We start from the raw sequence: 16487 nt of genomic DNA, 5'->3' as shown, positions 1-16487 counted from the left end.
CGTACGGTAGGAACTCCCCCTGATGGAGGTTCAAGCCCCAGAGGCGGATTGGCTGCACAGCAGGTCAGGTCAGGTCAGAGGTCACACACGCGTCTACCGGCCGGACAGCCGTGCCCGCCGACGGGCGTGGCACCGGCAGTCGCAGCCGAGCACCCGTCCGTTGATGCGGTAGACGCCGACGGGGCAGACATGGTCGTCAGCCATCCCCGCCGCGTTGCACGTGCCGAAGTACGACCGCTCCGGAGCCGTCCAGGTGCGCACGCCGACCGTCGGCCACACGAACGGGACCTTCGTCTCGGGGTATGCCGGACGCGGCACGACCGGCCCTTTCCCGTCCGTTTGGGCAGATCGCCGGCTCATGCGTCGTCACCCCCGTGACCTGCGACTTCGGCGGCACGCTGGTGGTCCTCGAACCCGAGCGGACGCCCGTCGGGATCGGTGAGCGGCTCGCCGTCTTCAGCGACCCGGTACAGGCCGCTGCGGGCGTCGAACTCCACGCTCCGGCTCACTGGGCGTCACCTCCCGTGCCCTGGTGACAGGAGCAGGCGCAGGCCACGGGTACCCACCCGAGGGAGCGATGCTGATACCCGGGCGCGTGGCACTGCTGGTGCAGGTCGGGCCAGCGGGTACCGCCGACCTTGCACGGCGGAGTCAGGTAGGCCCGTGGAAGCGGCCCGAGAGAGGCAGACGGAGCGGGTGCAGCGCCCGCGGCGGTGGAAGCTGTGACGGCCATGTGACTGACCGTAGGGAGCCGCGATTCCCGTTCTGGGCGGTGATTCTCCGTGATTCTCCAAGGTCACCAGGAGATGCGCGAGGATGCGCCGGGAGTCATCTCCGGCCGAGGGTGGCCCGCACTTCCGCGAAGATCCGTTGCGCCCGGTGATCGAAGACGGCGGTCTCACGCAGCCACGCGAAGGCCTTCTCGTACCGGGCGATGTCAGCCGGGTCGTCCAGCCAGAGCTCCGCATGGATCATCTCTACAACCACCTTGGCCGTGTCGTAGATCCAGAATGCGTGGGCCGGGGTCCGGCGGAGAGGCGCGGACAGCGGGATCACGCCGATCCGGATGGAGTCGAGTCCGATCAGTCCGGTCAGGCGGTCGAGCTGGGCGGCCATGACCGGCGGAGATGCCACGCGGGTGTGAAGTGCGCCTTCCCAGATGAGGAACTCGAAGGTCTTGCCGGGCTCGTAGAGGACTTCCTGGCGGCGCATGCGGGCGCGCACGGCCTCGTCCGTGTCTTTGGGGATCTCGGCGAAGTCCGCGGCCATGGCGAGCAGCGCCCTGGCGTAGTCGGGCGTCTGGAGCAGTCCGGGAATACGGGCCGACTCGAAGGCCCTGGTCAGGGAGGTCTTCCGGGACTGCTCGATGCCCTCGTCCTGGCGAGGCCGGTGCCCTGCGGCAAGTTGCCTGCGCCAGGAGCGGTACGAGCTCTCCGCGCCCAGCAGACGGGCCTTCAGCTCAGGGGCCGCGCCGGGCTTGCCGACGCCTTCGGCCCACGCCTGGAGATCCTCGACCGTGGCCGTCTGCTTCCCGGATTCCAGCTTGCTGATCTTGCTCTGGGTCCAGCCGAGCCGGGCAGCCAACTGCCTCCCCGTCAGGCCGCCCTCGGTGCGCAGCTCCTGGAGCCGGGTACCGAGGGCGGTCCTCGCACGCTGGAAGTCGGTGGTCACGCCTCCGACGGTAGCGCCGCTGCGAACTCCCGCGCAGGCACTGCGAAGTGCCGGGCGGCATCACGGATCTGGCACACCCGCAGCACTTCGGCCGCGTTCTCGGTGATCTCAACACCCAGGGTTCGGTCCTGATCATCGAAGACCAGGCGGGCGATGGTCTTCGAGTCGAAGATCCACACGTCCTCGTCCGGCAGCTCCAGGCCCTTGGCCTTGGACCTGGTCAGGACGCGGATGTCCTCGGGGCTTTCCAGGGAGCTGGCCAGGAGGAACCGCTGGTTGTCGGTCAGCGGCTCGTCCAGGATCCGCACGCGGCCGAAGGTCTTGCCCTGGTCGAGCTGGCGGAGCACGTTCGCAACCCACGCGTGGTGGCCCGGCTGGTCAGGGAGTCGGCCGGTCTCCCGGAACGCCGCGAACCTCGGCGATTCCAGGTCGGTGGCGTACTGCTTCCGGCTTTCGAGACGCCACGCGGTGTGCTCGAAGTCGGTGAACCGGTTGCTGATCTCGGCGAACGGAACGAGCATGTCACGCCCTCGGGGCGAAGCGGACGAGCAGTTCGCGCGGTACGAGCACGAACCCCTCCTGCGCCTTGACGTGCCGCGCCTGGCCGACGACGTCGGGGTCGGTGACCAGGTCGCCCTGGATCACCAGGTCGCCGGTCTCGGTTTCGTACACCGACGGGCAATCCCCGTCCTCCGACGTCGATCCGATGAACGTGAGCTTCTCGATCTTCTGCACAGCGATCACCCTTCGCTCGTCCCGGTGCTGTCACCGGGCTGATGCGCACCGTAGCGAGAATCACGCACGCGGGGGTAGGGCGTGTGAGCGGGTAACGTCCCGTCTAGGCTCTGCCCTGCCCGAGCTCCCCTGATGGAGGTTCAAGTCGTGCCACCAGCCGAGTTGCTGACCATCGGCGAACTCGCCGCGCGCGCCGGGGTGAGCGTGAAGACGGTGCGCTTCTGGTCCGACCGGGGGTTGCTGCCCGAGGCGGACCGGAGCAGCGGCGGGCACCGCCGGTACGGGCCGGAGGCCGTCGAGCGGTTGCAGCTGATCCGCTCGCTGCGCGGACTGGGCGTGCCGCTGCCGGACGTCAGCCGGGTGCTGGACCGCGACGAGGCCGGCGACGCCGCAGACGGACCCGTGGACGACTCCGCACTCGCGGACGTCGTCGAGCGGCAGCTGGACGAGCTCGGTGGTCAACTGACCGCGCTGCGCTGGCGGGAGGCGGGGCTGCGGTTGCTGCACGAGTCCGCGCCCGAACAGCGGGCCGAGCGGTTGCGGCTGGTCGGCGGGCTCGCCTCACCGCCGGACACGGACGGCGTGGTCCGGTACTGGCGACGGTTGCTGCCCTACCCGCTCGCGGCCCGGCTGGTGGCCTCGATCACCGACATGGCCGTGCCGCAGCTCCCCGAAGCGCCCACCCCGGCGCAGGTGCTGGCCTTCGCCCGACTGCACGCGCTGACCGGCTCCGCCTCCGACGCGTGCCTGGCCGCGCACCGGCCGGTCGTGCCGCGCGCCGACGTGCTCTACGACGGCCTGTTCGAGGCCTACCTGCTGGCCCTCGACCCACTGCTCGCCCAGCGCGCACCCCACTCCGGCGCGGCACTGGACTGCTTCGTCGACGCGCACGCCCGCGCACAGGACGCGCGCGACACCCCGGCCTTCCGCCGCACGCTCGGCCGCGCGCTCGCCGCCGGCGCGGAGCCGGTGATGGACCGGTACTGGCAGCTGGCGGACGAGCTGTCGACGGCGCCGACGCTGGGAGCCGCCTACGCCTGGCTGCAGTCCGCGCTCGATGCCGAGCTCGCGGACGCGGACGCGTACGCGAGCTGACGCCCGCGTCCCCGCGCCCGCTACGCGACTCTCGCCGTCATGGCGACACTCGCGGGGACGAACCAGGAGCCGCGCTGACGGCTGCGCCGGGGGAAGAACTGACGGACGCACGGACCGTCGCACCCGCCGACGCACCGACGGACGAGGTCGTCGACCCCGTGCCGGCCGGCGGGATGTCCTTCGTCAGGTGGGCGAAGACGACGACGTTGCCGTTGTAGCCGCCGGCGCTGCTGTACGAGCCACCGCAGGTGATCAGCCGGAGCTCCGGGCGGAGCGTGTTGTCGTAGACGGTGCTCGGGAAGTTGCTCTTCGCGTAGACGTTGATCCCGTCGATGGTGAACTCGGCGGTGTGCCGGTCCGCTCGCAGGACGTCGATGACCTCGCCCTTGTGCAGCACGCTCAGGCCGTAGAAGACGGCGGGGCCGGTCTTGGTGTCGACGTGGCCGACGATGACCGCCGTGCCGATGCTGCCCGGGGTGACGCCCTGGCTGTCCCAGCCAGCCAGATTGCGGTTGTCGTCCGGCGGGACGGCCAGGCTCTGCCCGGTGGAGTCGGTGGTGAGCGACATCAGCGGCGCGTCGACGGCGATCTCCGGGATGCGGATCCGCGTCGGGGCCGAGTCGCCCATGTCGGGGAAGCCCAGCGCCGCTTCTTCGGCGGCGGTGCCGGACGAGGAGGTGGACGGGAGCGCGTCGGCCGCGGAGGGTTGCGCAGGCGGCGCGGAACCGGGGGCGGCAGCGGCGAGCATGACGCCGCCGAGCACGGCGGACGCGGCAACCAGCGTCCAGCCGATCCGTTGGCTACGAGGAGAGATTCCGCTGCGCGGGTGAGCCATGGTGGTCTCCGGACTTCAGCAAGCATGTCGAGCAATCAAGCGGTCAGGCAGTCGACCCTTCGACCCGTCGAGTCTTCGATCAGTCGGTCTGTCGATGAGTCGATCAGTCGATGCCTGTGTCACGCAGTTTTGCCGCCACGCGCACGTCAGACGTCGTGTCCGAGGTCCGTGCGCGCGGCGGCAAGCAAACTGCACCTTCAGGAACTGCTATCGCAGTGACTTCAGCGGCCGAGGTTGCGACGGCGCAGCAGCGCCGTGCCACCCACGCCGGCCGCGGCCACGGCAGCGGCGCCGCCCGCCAGGGCACCGTTGTCGGTGCCACTCTGGGTGCCACCGAGACCGGCCTCGACGTGACCGCGGTGGTCGCGGTGGCCCAGGCAGCAGGCGTCCTCGACGCGGTCCCAGGCGCGGGCGACCTCCCGCTTGGCCTTGGCAATGGCCCAGTCCTTGTCGGACTTGAGGGCCTTCTTCAGGTCGTCCTTCGCCTTGTCGAGCTCCTTGACGGCCTTGATGCAGGCCGCGGCGGGGTGGTGGTGCGCCGGCGCCGTGGTGGTGGCGGCGAAGGCAGAGGAGACGGGCAGCGCGACCAGACCGGCCGTCAGACCGGCCGCGGCGAGAACGCGAACAGAACGCATTTTTGATGGACCTCCGAGACGGTGCGGCCACGGTGCACTGTGCACCGTGCGAACGGGCCGGAAGACCCGCGCCGCATAATCAGAAAATCTGATGGTTCGTCGAATGTCGCGCTGAGCGACTGGTCCGTCACCGTGATGGACGATCAAGGTCCCGCTTTCGGACGCAGCAGAACCCGGAACAGACCCATCGTCAGCCCCTCCGACCTGGGGATTCGCTGGCCGCCTCAAAAAAGTCTGAACGAAGGCTGATTGTCTGCTGAAAGGGTGTCGGATCCGGTTCCGGGCCGTCCGAGGTCACGCAACGCAGTCGCCCGAGGCCCCTCGCACGGCCCGATCCGAGCGCCTGCGCGCAGGTTCATCACTGTTCGGTAACGAGTCTGGTCCAACCGTTCGCTTTGATTCACCGGCCTGCCACTTTGTTACCCGCCAGTTGACATCCGAGCGCTGGATCCTCCTCGGCGTCGGTTTGCATCTCTCGTTCCGGAGGCCTCCCGTGGCGCCCGTCACCCGTCGTACGTTCCTCGGATCCGCAGCCGCGCTCGGCGCGGTGCTGGGGCTGGACGCCCTGCCCGGCACCGCGTCCCGCGCGGAAGCCGCGACCACAGGCACCATCACCGACGTCAAGCACGTCGTCGTGCTGATGCAGGAGAACCGCAGCTTCGACCACTACTTCGGCACCCTGCAGGGCGTGCGCGGCTTCGACGACCGCTCGGCCATCCAGATCTCCGGCGGCAACAGCGTCTTCAACCAGCCCAACGGCAGCGGCCGGCAGTACCCGTGGCAGCTGAGCGACACCTCCACCTGGTGGTGGGGCGTGAGCAAGGAGCAACTCGCCCAGTGCGACGGCTCGTTGGACCACTCCTGGTCGACGCAGCACTCCGCCTGGAACAACGGCAAGATGGACTCCTGGATCTCGGCCAAGGGCTCCAACCGGACCATGGGCTTCATGACCCGGTCCGACATCCCGTTCCACTACGCGCTGGCGGACAACTACACCATCTGCGACGCCTACCACTGCTCGATCCTGTCGGCGACGGGCCCGAACCGGACCTACCTGTGGTCCGGCATGATCGACCCCTCCGGCACCGCGGGCGGCCCGGCCTACGACGGCGGCTCCGAGTCCGGCCTGTCCTGGCAGACCTACGCCGAGGCGCTTCAGAACGCGGGCGTCAGCTGGAAGGTCTACCAGAACGCCAGTGACAACTTCGGCGACAACGCCCTCGCCTACTTCAAGCAGTTCACCAGCGCACCGAGTTCGAGCCCGCTGGCCACGCAGGGCATGGGCTCGGTGCCGAGCACCGGATCGACGCCGGACGACATCGCCGCCGCCATCAAGGCCGACGCGCTCGCGGGCACCCTGCCGCAGGTCTCCTGGGTGGTCTCCAACCAGCTCTTCTCCGAGCACCCGGACGGTCCGCCGGAGAACGGCGCGCACTTCGTGAACCTGGTGATCCAGGCGCTCGCCGCCGACCAGGACACCTTCAACTCGACCGTTCTCTTCCTCAACTACGACGAGAACGACGGCTTCTTCGACCACGTCCCGCCGCCCGCCGCACCCTCCGGTACCTCCGGCGAGTTCTACTCCGGCACCAACATCGGCCTCGGCTTCCGCGTCCCGATGGTCATCGTCTCCCCGTGGACCCGCGGCGGCTGGGTCGACTCCCAGGTCTACGACCACACCAGCGTCATCCAGTTCCTGGAGACCTGGACCGCAGCGCTCGGCACCCCCGCCACCTGCTCCAACATCTCTGCCTGGCGCCGCCAGGTCTGCGGCGACCTCACCGGCGCCTTCGACTTCGCCAACCCCGTCTACGGCCTGCCCTCCCTGCCCGACACCAGCGCCACCATCAGCCAGGCCACGGCCAACCTGCAGATCAACCCGGCTCCCGGCACCAACTCCATGCCCACGCAGGAGTCCGGCACCCGCCCCGCCCGCGCGCTGCCCTACCAGCCCAACGCGTGGATCGACAGCGTCACCTACGGCGCCAACGGCCAGGTCCAGGTCTGGATCACCATGGCCAACCAGGGCCAGGAGGCCACCGCGTACGCCCACTACGCGGTCTACGCCAACGCCTTCCGCAGCGGCGGACCGTGGCAGTACACCGTCGCGCCCTACGCCAACGGCGCCGACGGCAGCACCCGGGACTTCTACAACGTCGGCGCCAACTACGGCAACGGCGACTACGACCTGTCCTGCGTCGGCCCGAACCGCTTCCTGCGCCGCTTCACCGGCAACGCCAACGGCGCGGCCAAGGGTTGCGAGGCGACGACCCGCTACGCCGCGGCGCCGGACACCGGCAAGGCCGCCGTCTGGTTCGACATGACCAACACCGGCAGCAGCACGGTCACCTACACCATCACCTCGAACTACTACCGCGGCGGCACCTGGACCTACCAGGTCGCGCCGGGCGCGACGGTCTCGGACTTCTTCAACGCCGAGACGATCGCCAACGGCTGGTACGACTTCACGGTCACGGTCGACGCCGACTCCAGTTGGAGCCGCCGGGCCATGGGCCACATCGAGACCGGCGCGGCCAGCATCACCGGCTGACGCGGCTGCCGCCGCCGGCTGAGCCGAGGCTCGGCCGGCACCACCGGCTGAGCCGAAGCGCTATACCTCCAGCGCGAAACTCGCGGAATCCGCCGGGTCCGACGGGCCCGGCGGGCTACGCTGCGATCATGGGCACGCCTTCCCCGGCATCGCCGCCGGCGCAACCCGCTGACAACGCCGCACCCGCGCTGCGGTTCTCCACCGGCCCCGGCCGGTGGGTGCTGGCGGCCACCGTGATGGGCTCCGCGCTGGCGTCCATCGACGCCACCGTAGTCGGCATCGCCCTGCCCGCGATCGGGCGGGACTTCGGCGTCGGCTTGGCCGGGCTCCAGTGGGTGGTCACGGCCTACACCCTCACCCTGGCAGGCCTGTTGCTGGTCGCCGGCTCGCTCGGCGACCGCTACGGGCGCAAGCGGTTCTTCGTGATCGGCGTGATCTGGTTCGCCTGCGCCTCGCTGCTCTGCGGACTGGCCCCGAACGTGTCGGTGCTGATCGCCTCGCGCGCGCTGCAGGGCGTCGGCGCGGCGCTGCTGACGCCCGGCAGTCTGGCGATCATCGAGGCCTCGTTCGTCCCCGAGGACCGGGGCCGGGCCATCGGCGCGTGGTCCGGGCTGAGCGGGGTCGCCACCGCCATCGGACCTTTCCTCGGCGGCTGGCTGGTGCAGGCGGTGTCCTGGCGGCTGATCTTCGCGATCAACCTGCCGCTCGCCGTCGCCGTGGTGGCGGTGGCGCTGCGCCATGTCCCGGAGTCCCGCGACCCGGCGACGCGCGGCTCGCGGATCGACGTGACCGGCGGGGCGCTGATCACGCTCGGCCTGGTCGGCGTCACCTACGGGCTGATCGAGGGGCCGTCCAGCGGCTTCGGGAGCCCGGCCGTGCTCACCTCGCTGTTCGGCGGGGTGCTGCTGCTGGCGGCGTTCATCTGGTGGGAGGGCCGCACGCCCGCGCCGATGCTGCCGCTCTCGCTCTTCTCCTCGCGCCAGTTCACCGCGACCAACGTGGTGACCTTCGTGATGTACGGGGCGCTCGGCGGCGTGCTCTTCCTGCTGCCGATCCAGTTGCAGCAGGTCTCCGGCTACACGGCGCTGGAGGCCGGGGTCTCGCTGCTGCCGCTGACGCTGATCATGCTGACGCTCTCGGCCCGCTCGGGCGCGCTGGCCGGGCGGATCGGGCCACGACTGCAGATGAGCGTGGGACCGTGCCTGGTCGGCGTGGGCATCGCGATGATGGTCCGCATCACGGGCTCGGGGACGTACTGGGCCGAGGTGCTGCCGGCCGTGCTGGTCCTCGGCTTCGGCCTGGCGACGGTGGTGGCGCCGCTGACGTCGACCGCGCTCTCCTCCGCGCCCGCGCAGCACGCGGGCATGGCGTCGGCGGTCAACAACGACGTGGCGCGCGCCGCGTCACTGGTCGCGGTCGCGGTGCTGCCGGCCGTCGCCGGGATCACCGGCGACGCCTATCTGCACCCGGCCACGTTCTCGTCCGGCTTCCACAAGGCCTCGCTGGTCTCGGCCTCGCTGTGCGTGCTGAGCGGCGTGCTGGCCGCCGCGATGATCCGCAACCCGGCCCGCGCCGCCACCGGGGCGGAGCAGCCCGAGCCGCAGCACAGCTGCGGCCTGGACGCCCCGCCCCGGCACGGGACCTGACGGTGGATCGGCCCGTGGATCCACCGTCGGGTCAGCCACCCGGTCGGCCGTCGGATCAGCCACCCGGTCGGCCGTCGGATCAGCCGGTGACGCTGGCCGCGCCGGTCTCGATGTGGCCGGTGACGCGGCGGCTCCAGCTGGAGTCGCTGCTGACGGTGACCGTGAAGTCGTACCAGCCGCCCTGGTTGGCGACCGCGTTGAAGTAGTCCGACGTGGTCTGCCCGGCCGCGACCTGGTAGGTCCACGGGCCGTCGGTGCGGTAGTTGTTCGACGTGACGGTGAAGGTGACGGCGCTCGTCCCGGTGTTGCTCATGTGGACGTAGAGCGCCTCCTTGCCGGTGTCCGGCGCGGTCGCGTAGGTCGTCGTGGCCTCGCAGCTCTTGCCCGCGGCGGTGGTGTTGCCGGTGAAGCGGCGCAGGAAGCGGTTGGGGCCGACGCAGGTGAGGTCGTACTTGCCGCTGCCGTAGTTGGTGCCGACGTTGAAGTAGTCGATCGTCGTGCCGTCGGTGCCGTTGGCGTAGGGCGCGACGGTGTACTGCCACGGTCCGCCGGTGCGGTAGGCGTTGGCGTAGATGGAGTAGTGCGCGTAACTGGTGGCCTGCGCGCCCTGGTTGGCCATCCGGATCCAGACCAGCGTCTTGCCGCCCGAGTCGAACTCGATGTGGTCGACCCAAGCGTTCGGCTGGTAGGGCAGCGCGCGGGCGGACCGGGTGCCGGACTCCTGCGCCGGCAGCGCGTTGTTGGTCGGGGCCGGGTTGGGCAGCGGGTCGCAGTTAGCCTGGCCGAAGACCGCGCTGGTGCTGGGCAGCGACGGCGCGCCGTAGACGGGGTTGGCGAAGTCGAAGGCGCCGGTGAGGTCGCCGCAGACCTGGCGGCGCCAGGCGGAGATGTTGGAGCAGGTGGCGGGGGTGCCCAGCGCCGCCGTCCAGGTCTCCAGGAACTGGATGACGCTGGTGTGGTCGTAGACCTGCGAGTCGACCCAGCCGCCGCGGGTCCACGGGGAGACGATCAGCATCGGGACGCGGAAGCCGAGGCCGATGTTGGTGCCGGAGTAGAACTCGCCGGAGGTGCCCGACGGCGCGGCGGGCGGCGGGACGTGGTCGAAGAAGCCGTCGTTCTCGTCGTAGTTGAGGAAGAGAACGGTCGAGTCGAAGGTGGTCTCGTCGGCGGCCAGCGCCTGGATCACCAGGTTGAGGAAGTGCGCGCCGTCGTTGGGCGGGCAGTCGGGGTGCTCGGAGAAGGCCTGGTTGGCGACGACCCAGCTCACCTGCGGCAGCGTCCCGGCCTGGGCGTCGGCCTTGATGGCGGCGGCGATGTCGTCCGGCGTCGAGCCGGTGACGGACGGGACCGAGGCCATGCCCTTGGTGTAGAGGTCGCTGCCGGTCGAGGCGTTGGCGAACTGCTTGAAGTACGCCAGGCCGTTGTCGCCGTAGTTGTCGTTGGCGTTCTGGTAGACCTTCCAGCTGACGCCCGCGTTCTCCAGCGCCTCGGCGTAGGTCTGCCACGACAGGCCCGACTCGGAGCCGCCGTCGTACGCCGGGCCCCCGGCCGAACCGGAGGGGTCGATCATGCCGGACCACAGGTAGGTGCGGTTCGGGCCCGTCGCCGACAGGATCGAGCAGTGGTACGCGTCGCAGATGGTGTAGTTGTCCGCCAGCGCGTAGTGGAACGGGATGTCCGAGCGGGACAGGTAGCCCAGCGTGCGGTCGGTGCCCTTGGCGGAGACCCACGAGTCCATCTTGCCGTTGTTCCACGCGGAGTGCTGCGTCGACCACGAGTGGTCCAACGAGCCGTCGCACTGCGCCAGTTGCTCAGGGGTCTTGCCGTCGGCCGCAGCCGTGGTGCTCATCTGCCACGGGTACTGCCGCGCACTGCCGTTGGGCTGGCTGAAGACGCTGTGGCCGCCGGACAGCTGGATGGTGGCCTTGTCGCCGAAGCCACGCACGCCCTGGAGCGTGCCGAAGTAGTGGTCGAAGCTGCGGTTCTCCTGCATCAGCACGACGACGTGCTTGACGTCGGTGATCGTGCCTGTGGTCGCCGCCGCCGCACGCGGCGCGACTCCTGGCAGGGCGTCCAGTCCGAGCACCGCGCCGAGCGCGGCTGCGGAACCGAGGAAGGTTCGACGAGTTACGGGAGCCACGTGAGTCCTCCGGAGGGAGAGGGGTCGACGTGGGGACTATGGAGCGCGCGAGTGACCTGAGCCCCCGTCCAAAGTGACAGGGGCATGAAGCGCAGCCTACGTCTGGCCCAGACTCGTTGCCGATCCGTTATCTCTGTGCACACACTGCCGAGCGGTGGCAGGCACATTGACCGACCGTCAGCTCCTCGTCCGAGCGCAGCGCTCCCCCGGACGCCCTCAGCCTGGAGATGCCTTCCAAGGAAGGTACTCTTGTCGGGTAAGCAGACCACAGCCCGCCCCGAGGAGCCGCACCCGTGGACGCCACACAGGCACCCGCCCCGACCAGCCGCGCCGCAGGCCTGCGGTTGCTGCTGATCCTCGGCGCGCTCTCCGCCTTCGGGCCGCTCAGCCTGGACATGTACCTCCCCGGACTCCCGCAGCTGGCGGCCGACTTCCGGGTCTCGGACAGCGCGGTGCAGCTCACGCTGACCAGCTGCCTGATCGGACTGGCGCTCGGCCAGCTGATCGCCGGGCCCATCGCGGACAGCTGGGGACGACGCCGACCGCTGCTGATCGGGCTCGCCGCCTACGCCGCCGCGTCGGTGCTGTGCGCGCTGGCGCCCTCGGTGGCGATGCTCACCGCGCTGCGGATCGTGCAGGGGCTGGCGGGCGGGGTCGGCATCGTCATCTCCCGCGCCGTGGTCCGCGACCTGCACGAGGGCACCGCTGCGGCGCGCTTCTTCTCGACGCTGATGCTGGTCAACGGGACCGCGCCGATCCTCGCGCCGCTGCTGGGCGGGCAGTTGCTGCGGTTCACCGACTGGCGCGGGATCTTCGTGACGCTGTCGGTCATCGGCTGCGTGCTGCTGGCCGCCGCTGCCTTCGGTCTGCGCGAGACCCTGCCGCCCGAGCGCCGACGTCGCGGCGGCCTGGGCGAGACCCTGCACGGGATGCGCGGGCTGCTGCGCGACCGCGCCTTCGTCGGTTACGCGCTCTCCGGCGGCTTCTCGCTCGCGGCGATGTTCGCCTACATATCCGGCTCGTCCTTCGTGCTCCAGAACATCTATGGCCTGGACGCGCAGACGTTCAGCCTCGTCTTCGGCGGCAACGCGCTCGGCATCGTGGCGCTGGGGCAGCTCAACGGCGTCCTGCTGCGCAGGTTCCCGGTCGAGGCGCTGCTGCGGGCCGGGCTGGTGCTGAGCGGCGCGGGCGGGATCGGTCTGCTGGTGTCGGTACTGGCCGGGCTCGGGCTGCCCGGGGTGCTGGTCAGCCTGTTCGCGCTGGTCTCCAGCGTCGGCCTGATCAGCCCCAACGGCACCGCCCGGGCCATGGACGGCCATGCCGGGCAGATCGGCGCGGCGTCGGCGCTGGTCGGGCTGCTCCAGTACGGCGTCGGGGGCTTCGCGGCGCCGCTGGTCGGGCTCGGCGGCAGCGGGACGGCGCTGCCCATGGCGATCGTCGCCTGCACCTTCGCGCTGGCCGCGGTCGCGGTCTACGCGGCGCTGGTCGGCCGCGACCGCGCCGCCGCGCCGGTGCGTGTCGTCGCCGACCACCCCGCCGAGGACACGCTCACCCGGTGAGGCCGCGTTCGAGCACGTCCAGGGTCGACCCCAGCACCTGCTCGAACTGCTCCGCGCCGCACCCGGAGAGCGGGCCGTCGATCCAGAGCAGCGCGAGCCCGTGCAGGGCGGCCCAGGCGGGGAACTCCGCGCCCGCCCGGCGCTCGGGCCGCATCAACCCGGCCGCGGCGACGGCGTCGAGCGCCTCGCCCACGATCCGGAAGGCCCGGTAGTCCGCGAGCGCCTCCGGCCGGACGTCCAGCTCGCTCAGGCCGTGACAGAACGCGGTGCGGAACAGCCCGGGTTCGGCCTGGGCGAAGCCGACGTACGCCGCCCCGAGCGCGCGCAGCCGGGCCAGCGGACCGGCGTCGTCGGGCACCGACGCCAGCGCGGTGTCCAGCGCCTCGGCCAGCAGCTCCAGTCCGCGCTCCTTGGCGGCCCGCACCAGCTCCTCGTGGGACGAGAAGTGCCGGTAGGCGGCGGGGGCGGAGACCCCGACGCGGCGGGCCGCCTCGCGCAGCACCACCGCCTCGGGGCCGCCCTCGCGGGCGAGCGCCACGGCCTCCTGGGCCAGGGCGTTGGCCAGGTCGCCGTGGTGGTAACGGGAACGGGCTCGGGCGGAAGGCGGTGTGTGCGACACACCCCGATTCTGCCGCCCGCGCCACGTGAATGGCCAAAGTCCGGCAGCGCGGCCCGAAAGACGCGCTGCCTGAAGGACTGGGTCAGACCGACTTCTGGTACGAGCGGAAGGTCCGCATCGACAGCCAGACCGCGCCGGCCGCCAGCAGGACCAGCCAGCCGCCGTGGCTGAGCACCGACCACCAGTCCGGGTGCTCCGCCATCGCCGCGCGGCCCGCCTCCAGCGCCCAGTTGACCGGGTTGAACCGGGCCACCACCTGCATCCAGTGCGGCATCAGCGACGCCGCCATGAACGCCGAGGAGAGGAAGGTCATCGGCAGCAGCAGGAAGGTGTTGATGCCGATGATCGACTCCCGCTCGCGGACCAGCATGCCGAGCGCGTTGGAGAAGGCCCCGAAGACCGTCCCCAGCACCGAGGCGGCGACGATCAGCACCAGCAGCCCGAGCGCGCCGCCCGGGTAGTGCGCGCCGCCCAGCCAGCCGAGCAGCACGATGATCACCGACTGGAAGGCCGTGGTCAGCGCCTGCATCACCACATTGGCGTTCATCAGCGCGCTGCGGTGGACCGGCGTGATCAGGAACCGGTTGAGCGTGCCGCGCTCGATCTCCTCCAGCGTGCCCATCCCGGCCCACATGTTGGAGGAGACGGCGCTCATCACGATGACGCCGGGGACCAGGTAGTCGAGGTAGCTGCCGGAGCCGAAGCCGGGCAGCTCGACGACCTTGTGGAAGAGCGCGCCGAAGAGGAAGAGCCAGATCACCGGCTGGATCAGCGTGATGATCAGGTATGCGGGCTGCCGCACGAACGCCATGAACTGACGCTGCGTCATGAACCAGGTCTCGCGCACGGCAGCCGAGGGGGCGAAGGCCGGTGCGGGGCTCGAGGATGCGGTGGCGCTCATCGGGAGGCTCCTTCCAGAACCGAGCTGTGGCCCGCCTCGGCGGAGGAGAAGCTGCGGCCCGCGTAGCGGAGGTAGACGTCGTCCAGCGAGGGACGGGAGACGGTCACGGCGGCGACCGGCAGGCCGATCCGCTCCAGCGCGGCGAGCACGGCCGGCACGGCAGCCGCTCCGTCGTCCGCGCGGGCTGCCACCCGGCGGCCGTCGACGGTGATGTCCCGGACACCCGGCACCGCGCCGATCGCGCCGACCACCGGCAGGTGGTCCTGCGCCGCGGCGGCCAGCTCCACCACGACGGCGTCGCCGCGCAGTTCGCCCTTGAGCGCGTCGGGCGTGCCCTCGGCGACGATCCGGCCGCGGTCGACGATGGCCAGGCGCGCGGCCAGCTTGTCGGCCTCCTCCAGGTAGTGCGTGGTCAGCAGGATGGTCAGGCCCTCGGAGCCGGCCAGCCGCTCGACCTCCTCCCACATCGCGGTGCGCGCCTCGGGGTCCAGGCCGGTGGTGGGCTCGTCGAGGAAGAGCACCTGCGGGCGGTGGACCAGCCCGATGGCCACGTCCAGGCGGCGCAGCATGCCGCCGGAGTAGGTCTTCACCTGCCGCTTGGCGGCGTCGACCAGGTCGAAGCGCGTCAGCAGCTCGTCGACGCGGCGGGTCAGCTCGACGCCGCGCATGCCGTAGAGGCGTCCCTGGAGCAGCAGGTTGTCGCGGCCGGTGGCGACCGGGTCGGCGCCGGACCGCTGGGCGACCACGCCGATCGCGCGCCGCACCCGGCCCGGCTCACGGGCCACGTCGAACCCGGCGACGACGGCGCTGCCGGAGTCGGCGGAGGCCAGCGTGGTCAGGATCTTGACGGTGGTGGACTTTCCGGCGCCGTTCGGCCCGAGCAGGCCGAAGACGATGCCGGGCTCGACGCTGATGCCGAGCCCGTCGAGCGCGCGTACTCCCCCGGGCACGGCCTTGCCGCGGCCCTTGGGGTGGTAGGTCTTGACGAGGTCGGTGGCGTGGACGGCGTAACCGCCGCCCGCGCTGCCGGTGCCCGGGACGGCCGTTGCCGCGGCCGCCCCGGGGACGACGCCGAGCGTCGTCCGGGGTTGGGTGTTCATGACGGGGATTCCCTCCGGTCGTGACGGCGGACTGCTGCCGATCTACGACGGGGGATCCGGGCTACGATGGAGCTGCGTGTTCCTCGTATGGTCCGGATCACCTGTTGCCGCAGGCCGGTCGCGAGGTCCCTGCCCCCGCCCGGTGTTGCCGCACCGTGCGGGGGCGCTTTCATGTGGTCGTTCGGTGCTGTCGGTTGTTCGGTGGTGTCGGTGGTCGCTGACCCCCGGCGTCCTGCTGACGCCTGTTCAGGCGGAGCCGAAGCCGGGATCCTCCTCCCACAGCGCGCGGGCGCGCTCCTCGACGTCGATCCACTGCTGCGGCGGGCGTCCGGTGGCGTAGAACTCGCGCCAGCCGTCCATGCCGCTCAGCGTGCCGTCCTCCATCTCGGCCACCAGGCCGCGCAGCCAGGCCGCCTCCGCGCGCCGCATCGCGAGCGCGTACTCGGCCTCGACCAGGAAGATCCTGGGCAGCAGCGCCACGCAGGTGGCATACATCTGCTCCTGCGCGGCGATGCCCTCGTCCAGCGCGTCGAGCCGCTTGCGCAGCAGCGCGAGGACCTCGTCCGGGGGCAGGCTGCCGGCAAGCGACAGGCCCGCCTCGAACTGCGGGTACTCCTTGGCCGGGACGCTGAGCAGCTCCGACAGCCAGTCGCGCAACTCGGCGCGGCCGGCCTCGGTGACGCCGTAGACCGTGCGCTCGGGCCTGCGGCCGTCGCGCTCGCTGCCCACGGCCTCGATGAAGCCGTGGCGCTCCAGGTTCTGGACCACGGTGTAGAGCGAGCCGAAGTTGATCTTGATGCTGAAGTGCTTGCCACGCTGCTTCAGCACCTGGGCGATCTCATAGGGGTGACGCGGCTGCTCGGCACAGGCCGAGAGCACGGCCAGGGCGAGCGGGTTGCTGAGCTTGCGCTTGGCCACCGGGCCACCTCCCATCGACAGCGCAGCACCGAGATGCTCACTTACTCGTCTACGAGTATATGAGCACGGGTATAGCGCGTGT

16 protein-coding genes are annotated in these 16487 nt (G+C 70.9%); 4 read left to right on the top strand and 12 right to left on the bottom strand.

The annotated features are described in order from the left end of the window. Positions 1 to 93: 93 nt before the first annotated feature. From I2501_RS10920 to I2501_RS40565, 5 genes are all read right to left on the bottom strand, one after another. Positions 94 to 318 (bottom strand): hypothetical protein, encoded by a 225-nt coding sequence (locus tag I2501_RS10920; RefSeq protein WP_196193727.1) that lies wholly within the window; start codon positions 316 to 318, stop codon positions 94 to 96. Positions 319 to 356: 38 nt separating this feature from the next. Further along, entirely contained in the window at positions 357 to 509 is a 153-nt protein-coding gene (locus I2501_RS10915; RefSeq protein WP_196193726.1) for a hypothetical protein, read from the bottom strand. A 319-nt stretch (positions 510 to 828) separates the two neighbouring features. Further along, positions 829 to 1671, bottom strand: coding sequence for a helix-turn-helix domain-containing protein (locus tag I2501_RS10910; protein ID WP_196193725.1), 843 nt, complete (start codon positions 1669 to 1671; stop codon positions 829 to 831). Further along, positions 1668 to 2192, bottom strand: a complete 525-nt coding sequence (locus I2501_RS10905; protein WP_196193724.1) for a DUF6879 family protein — start codon at positions 2190 to 2192, stop codon at positions 1668 to 1670. Before I2501_RS10905 ends, I2501_RS10910 begins: the two co-directional genes overlap by 4 nt. 1 nt (position 2193) lies before the next feature. Further along, entirely contained in the window at positions 2194 to 2406 is a 213-nt protein-coding gene (locus tag I2501_RS40565; protein ID WP_328806315.1) for a hypothetical protein, read from the bottom strand. A 147-nt stretch (positions 2407 to 2553) separates the two neighbouring features. Here I2501_RS40565 and I2501_RS10895 point away from each other — a divergent pair, with 147 nt between their 5' ends. Next, a complete protein-coding gene (locus I2501_RS10895; RefSeq protein ID WP_328806314.1) occupies positions 2554 to 3501 on the top strand; it encodes a MerR family transcriptional regulator in 948 nt (315 codons plus the stop codon). Positions 3502 to 3538: 37 nt separating this feature from the next. Here I2501_RS10895 and I2501_RS10890 read toward each other — a convergent pair whose 3' ends face one another. Both I2501_RS10890 and I2501_RS10885 read right to left on the bottom strand, forming a co-directional pair. Continuing rightward, positions 3539 to 4336: a class F sortase gene (locus tag I2501_RS10890; RefSeq protein WP_196193722.1), complete on the bottom strand. Its 798-nt coding sequence runs from the start codon at positions 4334 to 4336 to the stop codon at positions 3539 to 3541. Between the two features lie 221 nt (positions 4337 to 4557). Next, the gene (locus I2501_RS10885; protein ID WP_196193721.1) at positions 4558 to 4971 is read right to left on the bottom strand and encodes a hypothetical protein; all 414 of its coding nucleotides are present in this window, start codon (positions 4969 to 4971) and stop codon (positions 4558 to 4560) included. A gap of 493 nt (positions 4972 to 5464) precedes the next feature. Between I2501_RS10885 and I2501_RS10880 the strand changes: the two genes are divergently transcribed. Together I2501_RS10880 and I2501_RS10875 are read left to right on the top strand one after the other, a co-directional pair. Next, the gene (locus I2501_RS10880) at positions 5465 to 7522 is read left to right on the top strand and encodes a phosphocholine-specific phospholipase C (RefSeq protein ID WP_196193720.1); all 2058 of its coding nucleotides are present in this window, start codon (positions 5465 to 5467) and stop codon (positions 7520 to 7522) included. A gap of 128 nt (positions 7523 to 7650) precedes the next feature. Further along, positions 7651 to 9168, top strand: coding sequence for a DHA2 family efflux MFS transporter permease subunit (locus I2501_RS10875; protein ID WP_196193719.1), 1518 nt, complete (start codon positions 7651 to 7653; stop codon positions 9166 to 9168). Between the two features lie 79 nt (positions 9169 to 9247). On the opposite strand, the gene I2501_RS10870 is transcribed toward I2501_RS10875, so the two are convergent. Further along, positions 9248 to 11308: a phosphocholine-specific phospholipase C gene (locus tag I2501_RS10870; protein ID WP_196193718.1), complete on the bottom strand. Its 2061-nt coding sequence runs from the start codon at positions 11306 to 11308 to the stop codon at positions 9248 to 9250. Between the two features lie 293 nt (positions 11309 to 11601). On the opposite strand from I2501_RS10870, the gene I2501_RS10865 reads away from it, so the two are divergent. Next, on the top strand, positions 11602 to 12867 hold the full coding sequence (locus tag I2501_RS10865; protein WP_196193717.1) for a multidrug effflux MFS transporter: 1266 nt from the start codon (positions 11602 to 11604) through the stop codon (positions 12865 to 12867). On the opposite strand, the gene I2501_RS10860 is transcribed toward I2501_RS10865, so the two are convergent. From I2501_RS10860 to I2501_RS10845, 4 genes are all read right to left on the bottom strand, one after another. Then, positions 12857 to 13486, bottom strand: coding sequence for a TetR/AcrR family transcriptional regulator (locus I2501_RS10860; protein ID WP_196193716.1), 630 nt, complete (start codon positions 13484 to 13486; stop codon positions 12857 to 12859). The genes I2501_RS10865 and I2501_RS10860 overlap by 11 nt on opposite strands. 82 nt (positions 13487 to 13568) lie before the next feature. Beyond that, entirely contained in the window at positions 13569 to 14387 is an 819-nt protein-coding gene (locus tag I2501_RS10855) for an ABC transporter permease (RefSeq protein ID WP_196193715.1), read from the bottom strand. Beyond that, positions 14384 to 15487 (bottom strand): ATP-binding cassette domain-containing protein, encoded by a 1104-nt coding sequence (locus I2501_RS10850; RefSeq protein ID WP_196193714.1) that lies wholly within the window; start codon positions 15485 to 15487, stop codon positions 14384 to 14386. Before I2501_RS10850 ends, I2501_RS10855 begins: the two co-directional genes overlap by 4 nt. Positions 15488 to 15733: 246 nt before the next feature. After that, on the bottom strand, positions 15734 to 16405 hold the full coding sequence (locus I2501_RS10845; RefSeq protein ID WP_328806313.1) for a PadR family transcriptional regulator: 672 nt from the start codon (positions 16403 to 16405) through the stop codon (positions 15734 to 15736). Positions 16406 to 16487 lie beyond the last annotated feature (82 nt).

Origin of the sequence: Streptacidiphilus fuscans, assembly GCF_015690355.1 — a bacterium.
In the GTDB taxonomy this organism is placed as follows: Bacteria; Actinomycetota; Actinomycetes; order Streptomycetales; family Streptomycetaceae; genus Streptacidiphilus; species Streptacidiphilus fuscans.
The sequence above is the reverse complement of the archived record's forward strand: the minus strand, read 5'-3'. Positions and strand labels throughout refer to the sequence as shown.

Coding starts and splice junctions, on each gene's coding strand:
- I2501_RS10905 (WP_196193724.1), bottom strand. CDS start 2,192: ATGCTCGTTCCGTTCGCCGAGATCAGCAACCGGTTCACCGACTTCGAG.
- I2501_RS10890 (WP_196193722.1), bottom strand. CDS start 4,336: ATGGCTCACCCGCGCAGCGGAATCTCTCCTCGTAGCCAACGGATCGGC.
- I2501_RS10885 (WP_196193721.1), bottom strand. CDS start 4,971: ATGCGTTCTGTTCGCGTTCTCGCCGCGGCCGGTCTGACGGCCGGTCTG.
- I2501_RS10875 (WP_196193719.1), top strand. CDS start 7,651: ATGGGCACGCCTTCCCCGGCATCGCCGCCGGCGCAACCCGCTGACAAC.
- I2501_RS10855 (WP_196193715.1), bottom strand. CDS start 14,387: ATGAGCGCCACCGCATCCTCGAGCCCCGCACCGGCCTTCGCCCCCTCG.
- I2501_RS10850 (WP_196193714.1), bottom strand. CDS start 15,487: ATGAACACCCAACCCCGGACGACGCTCGGCGTCGTCCCCGGGGCGGCC.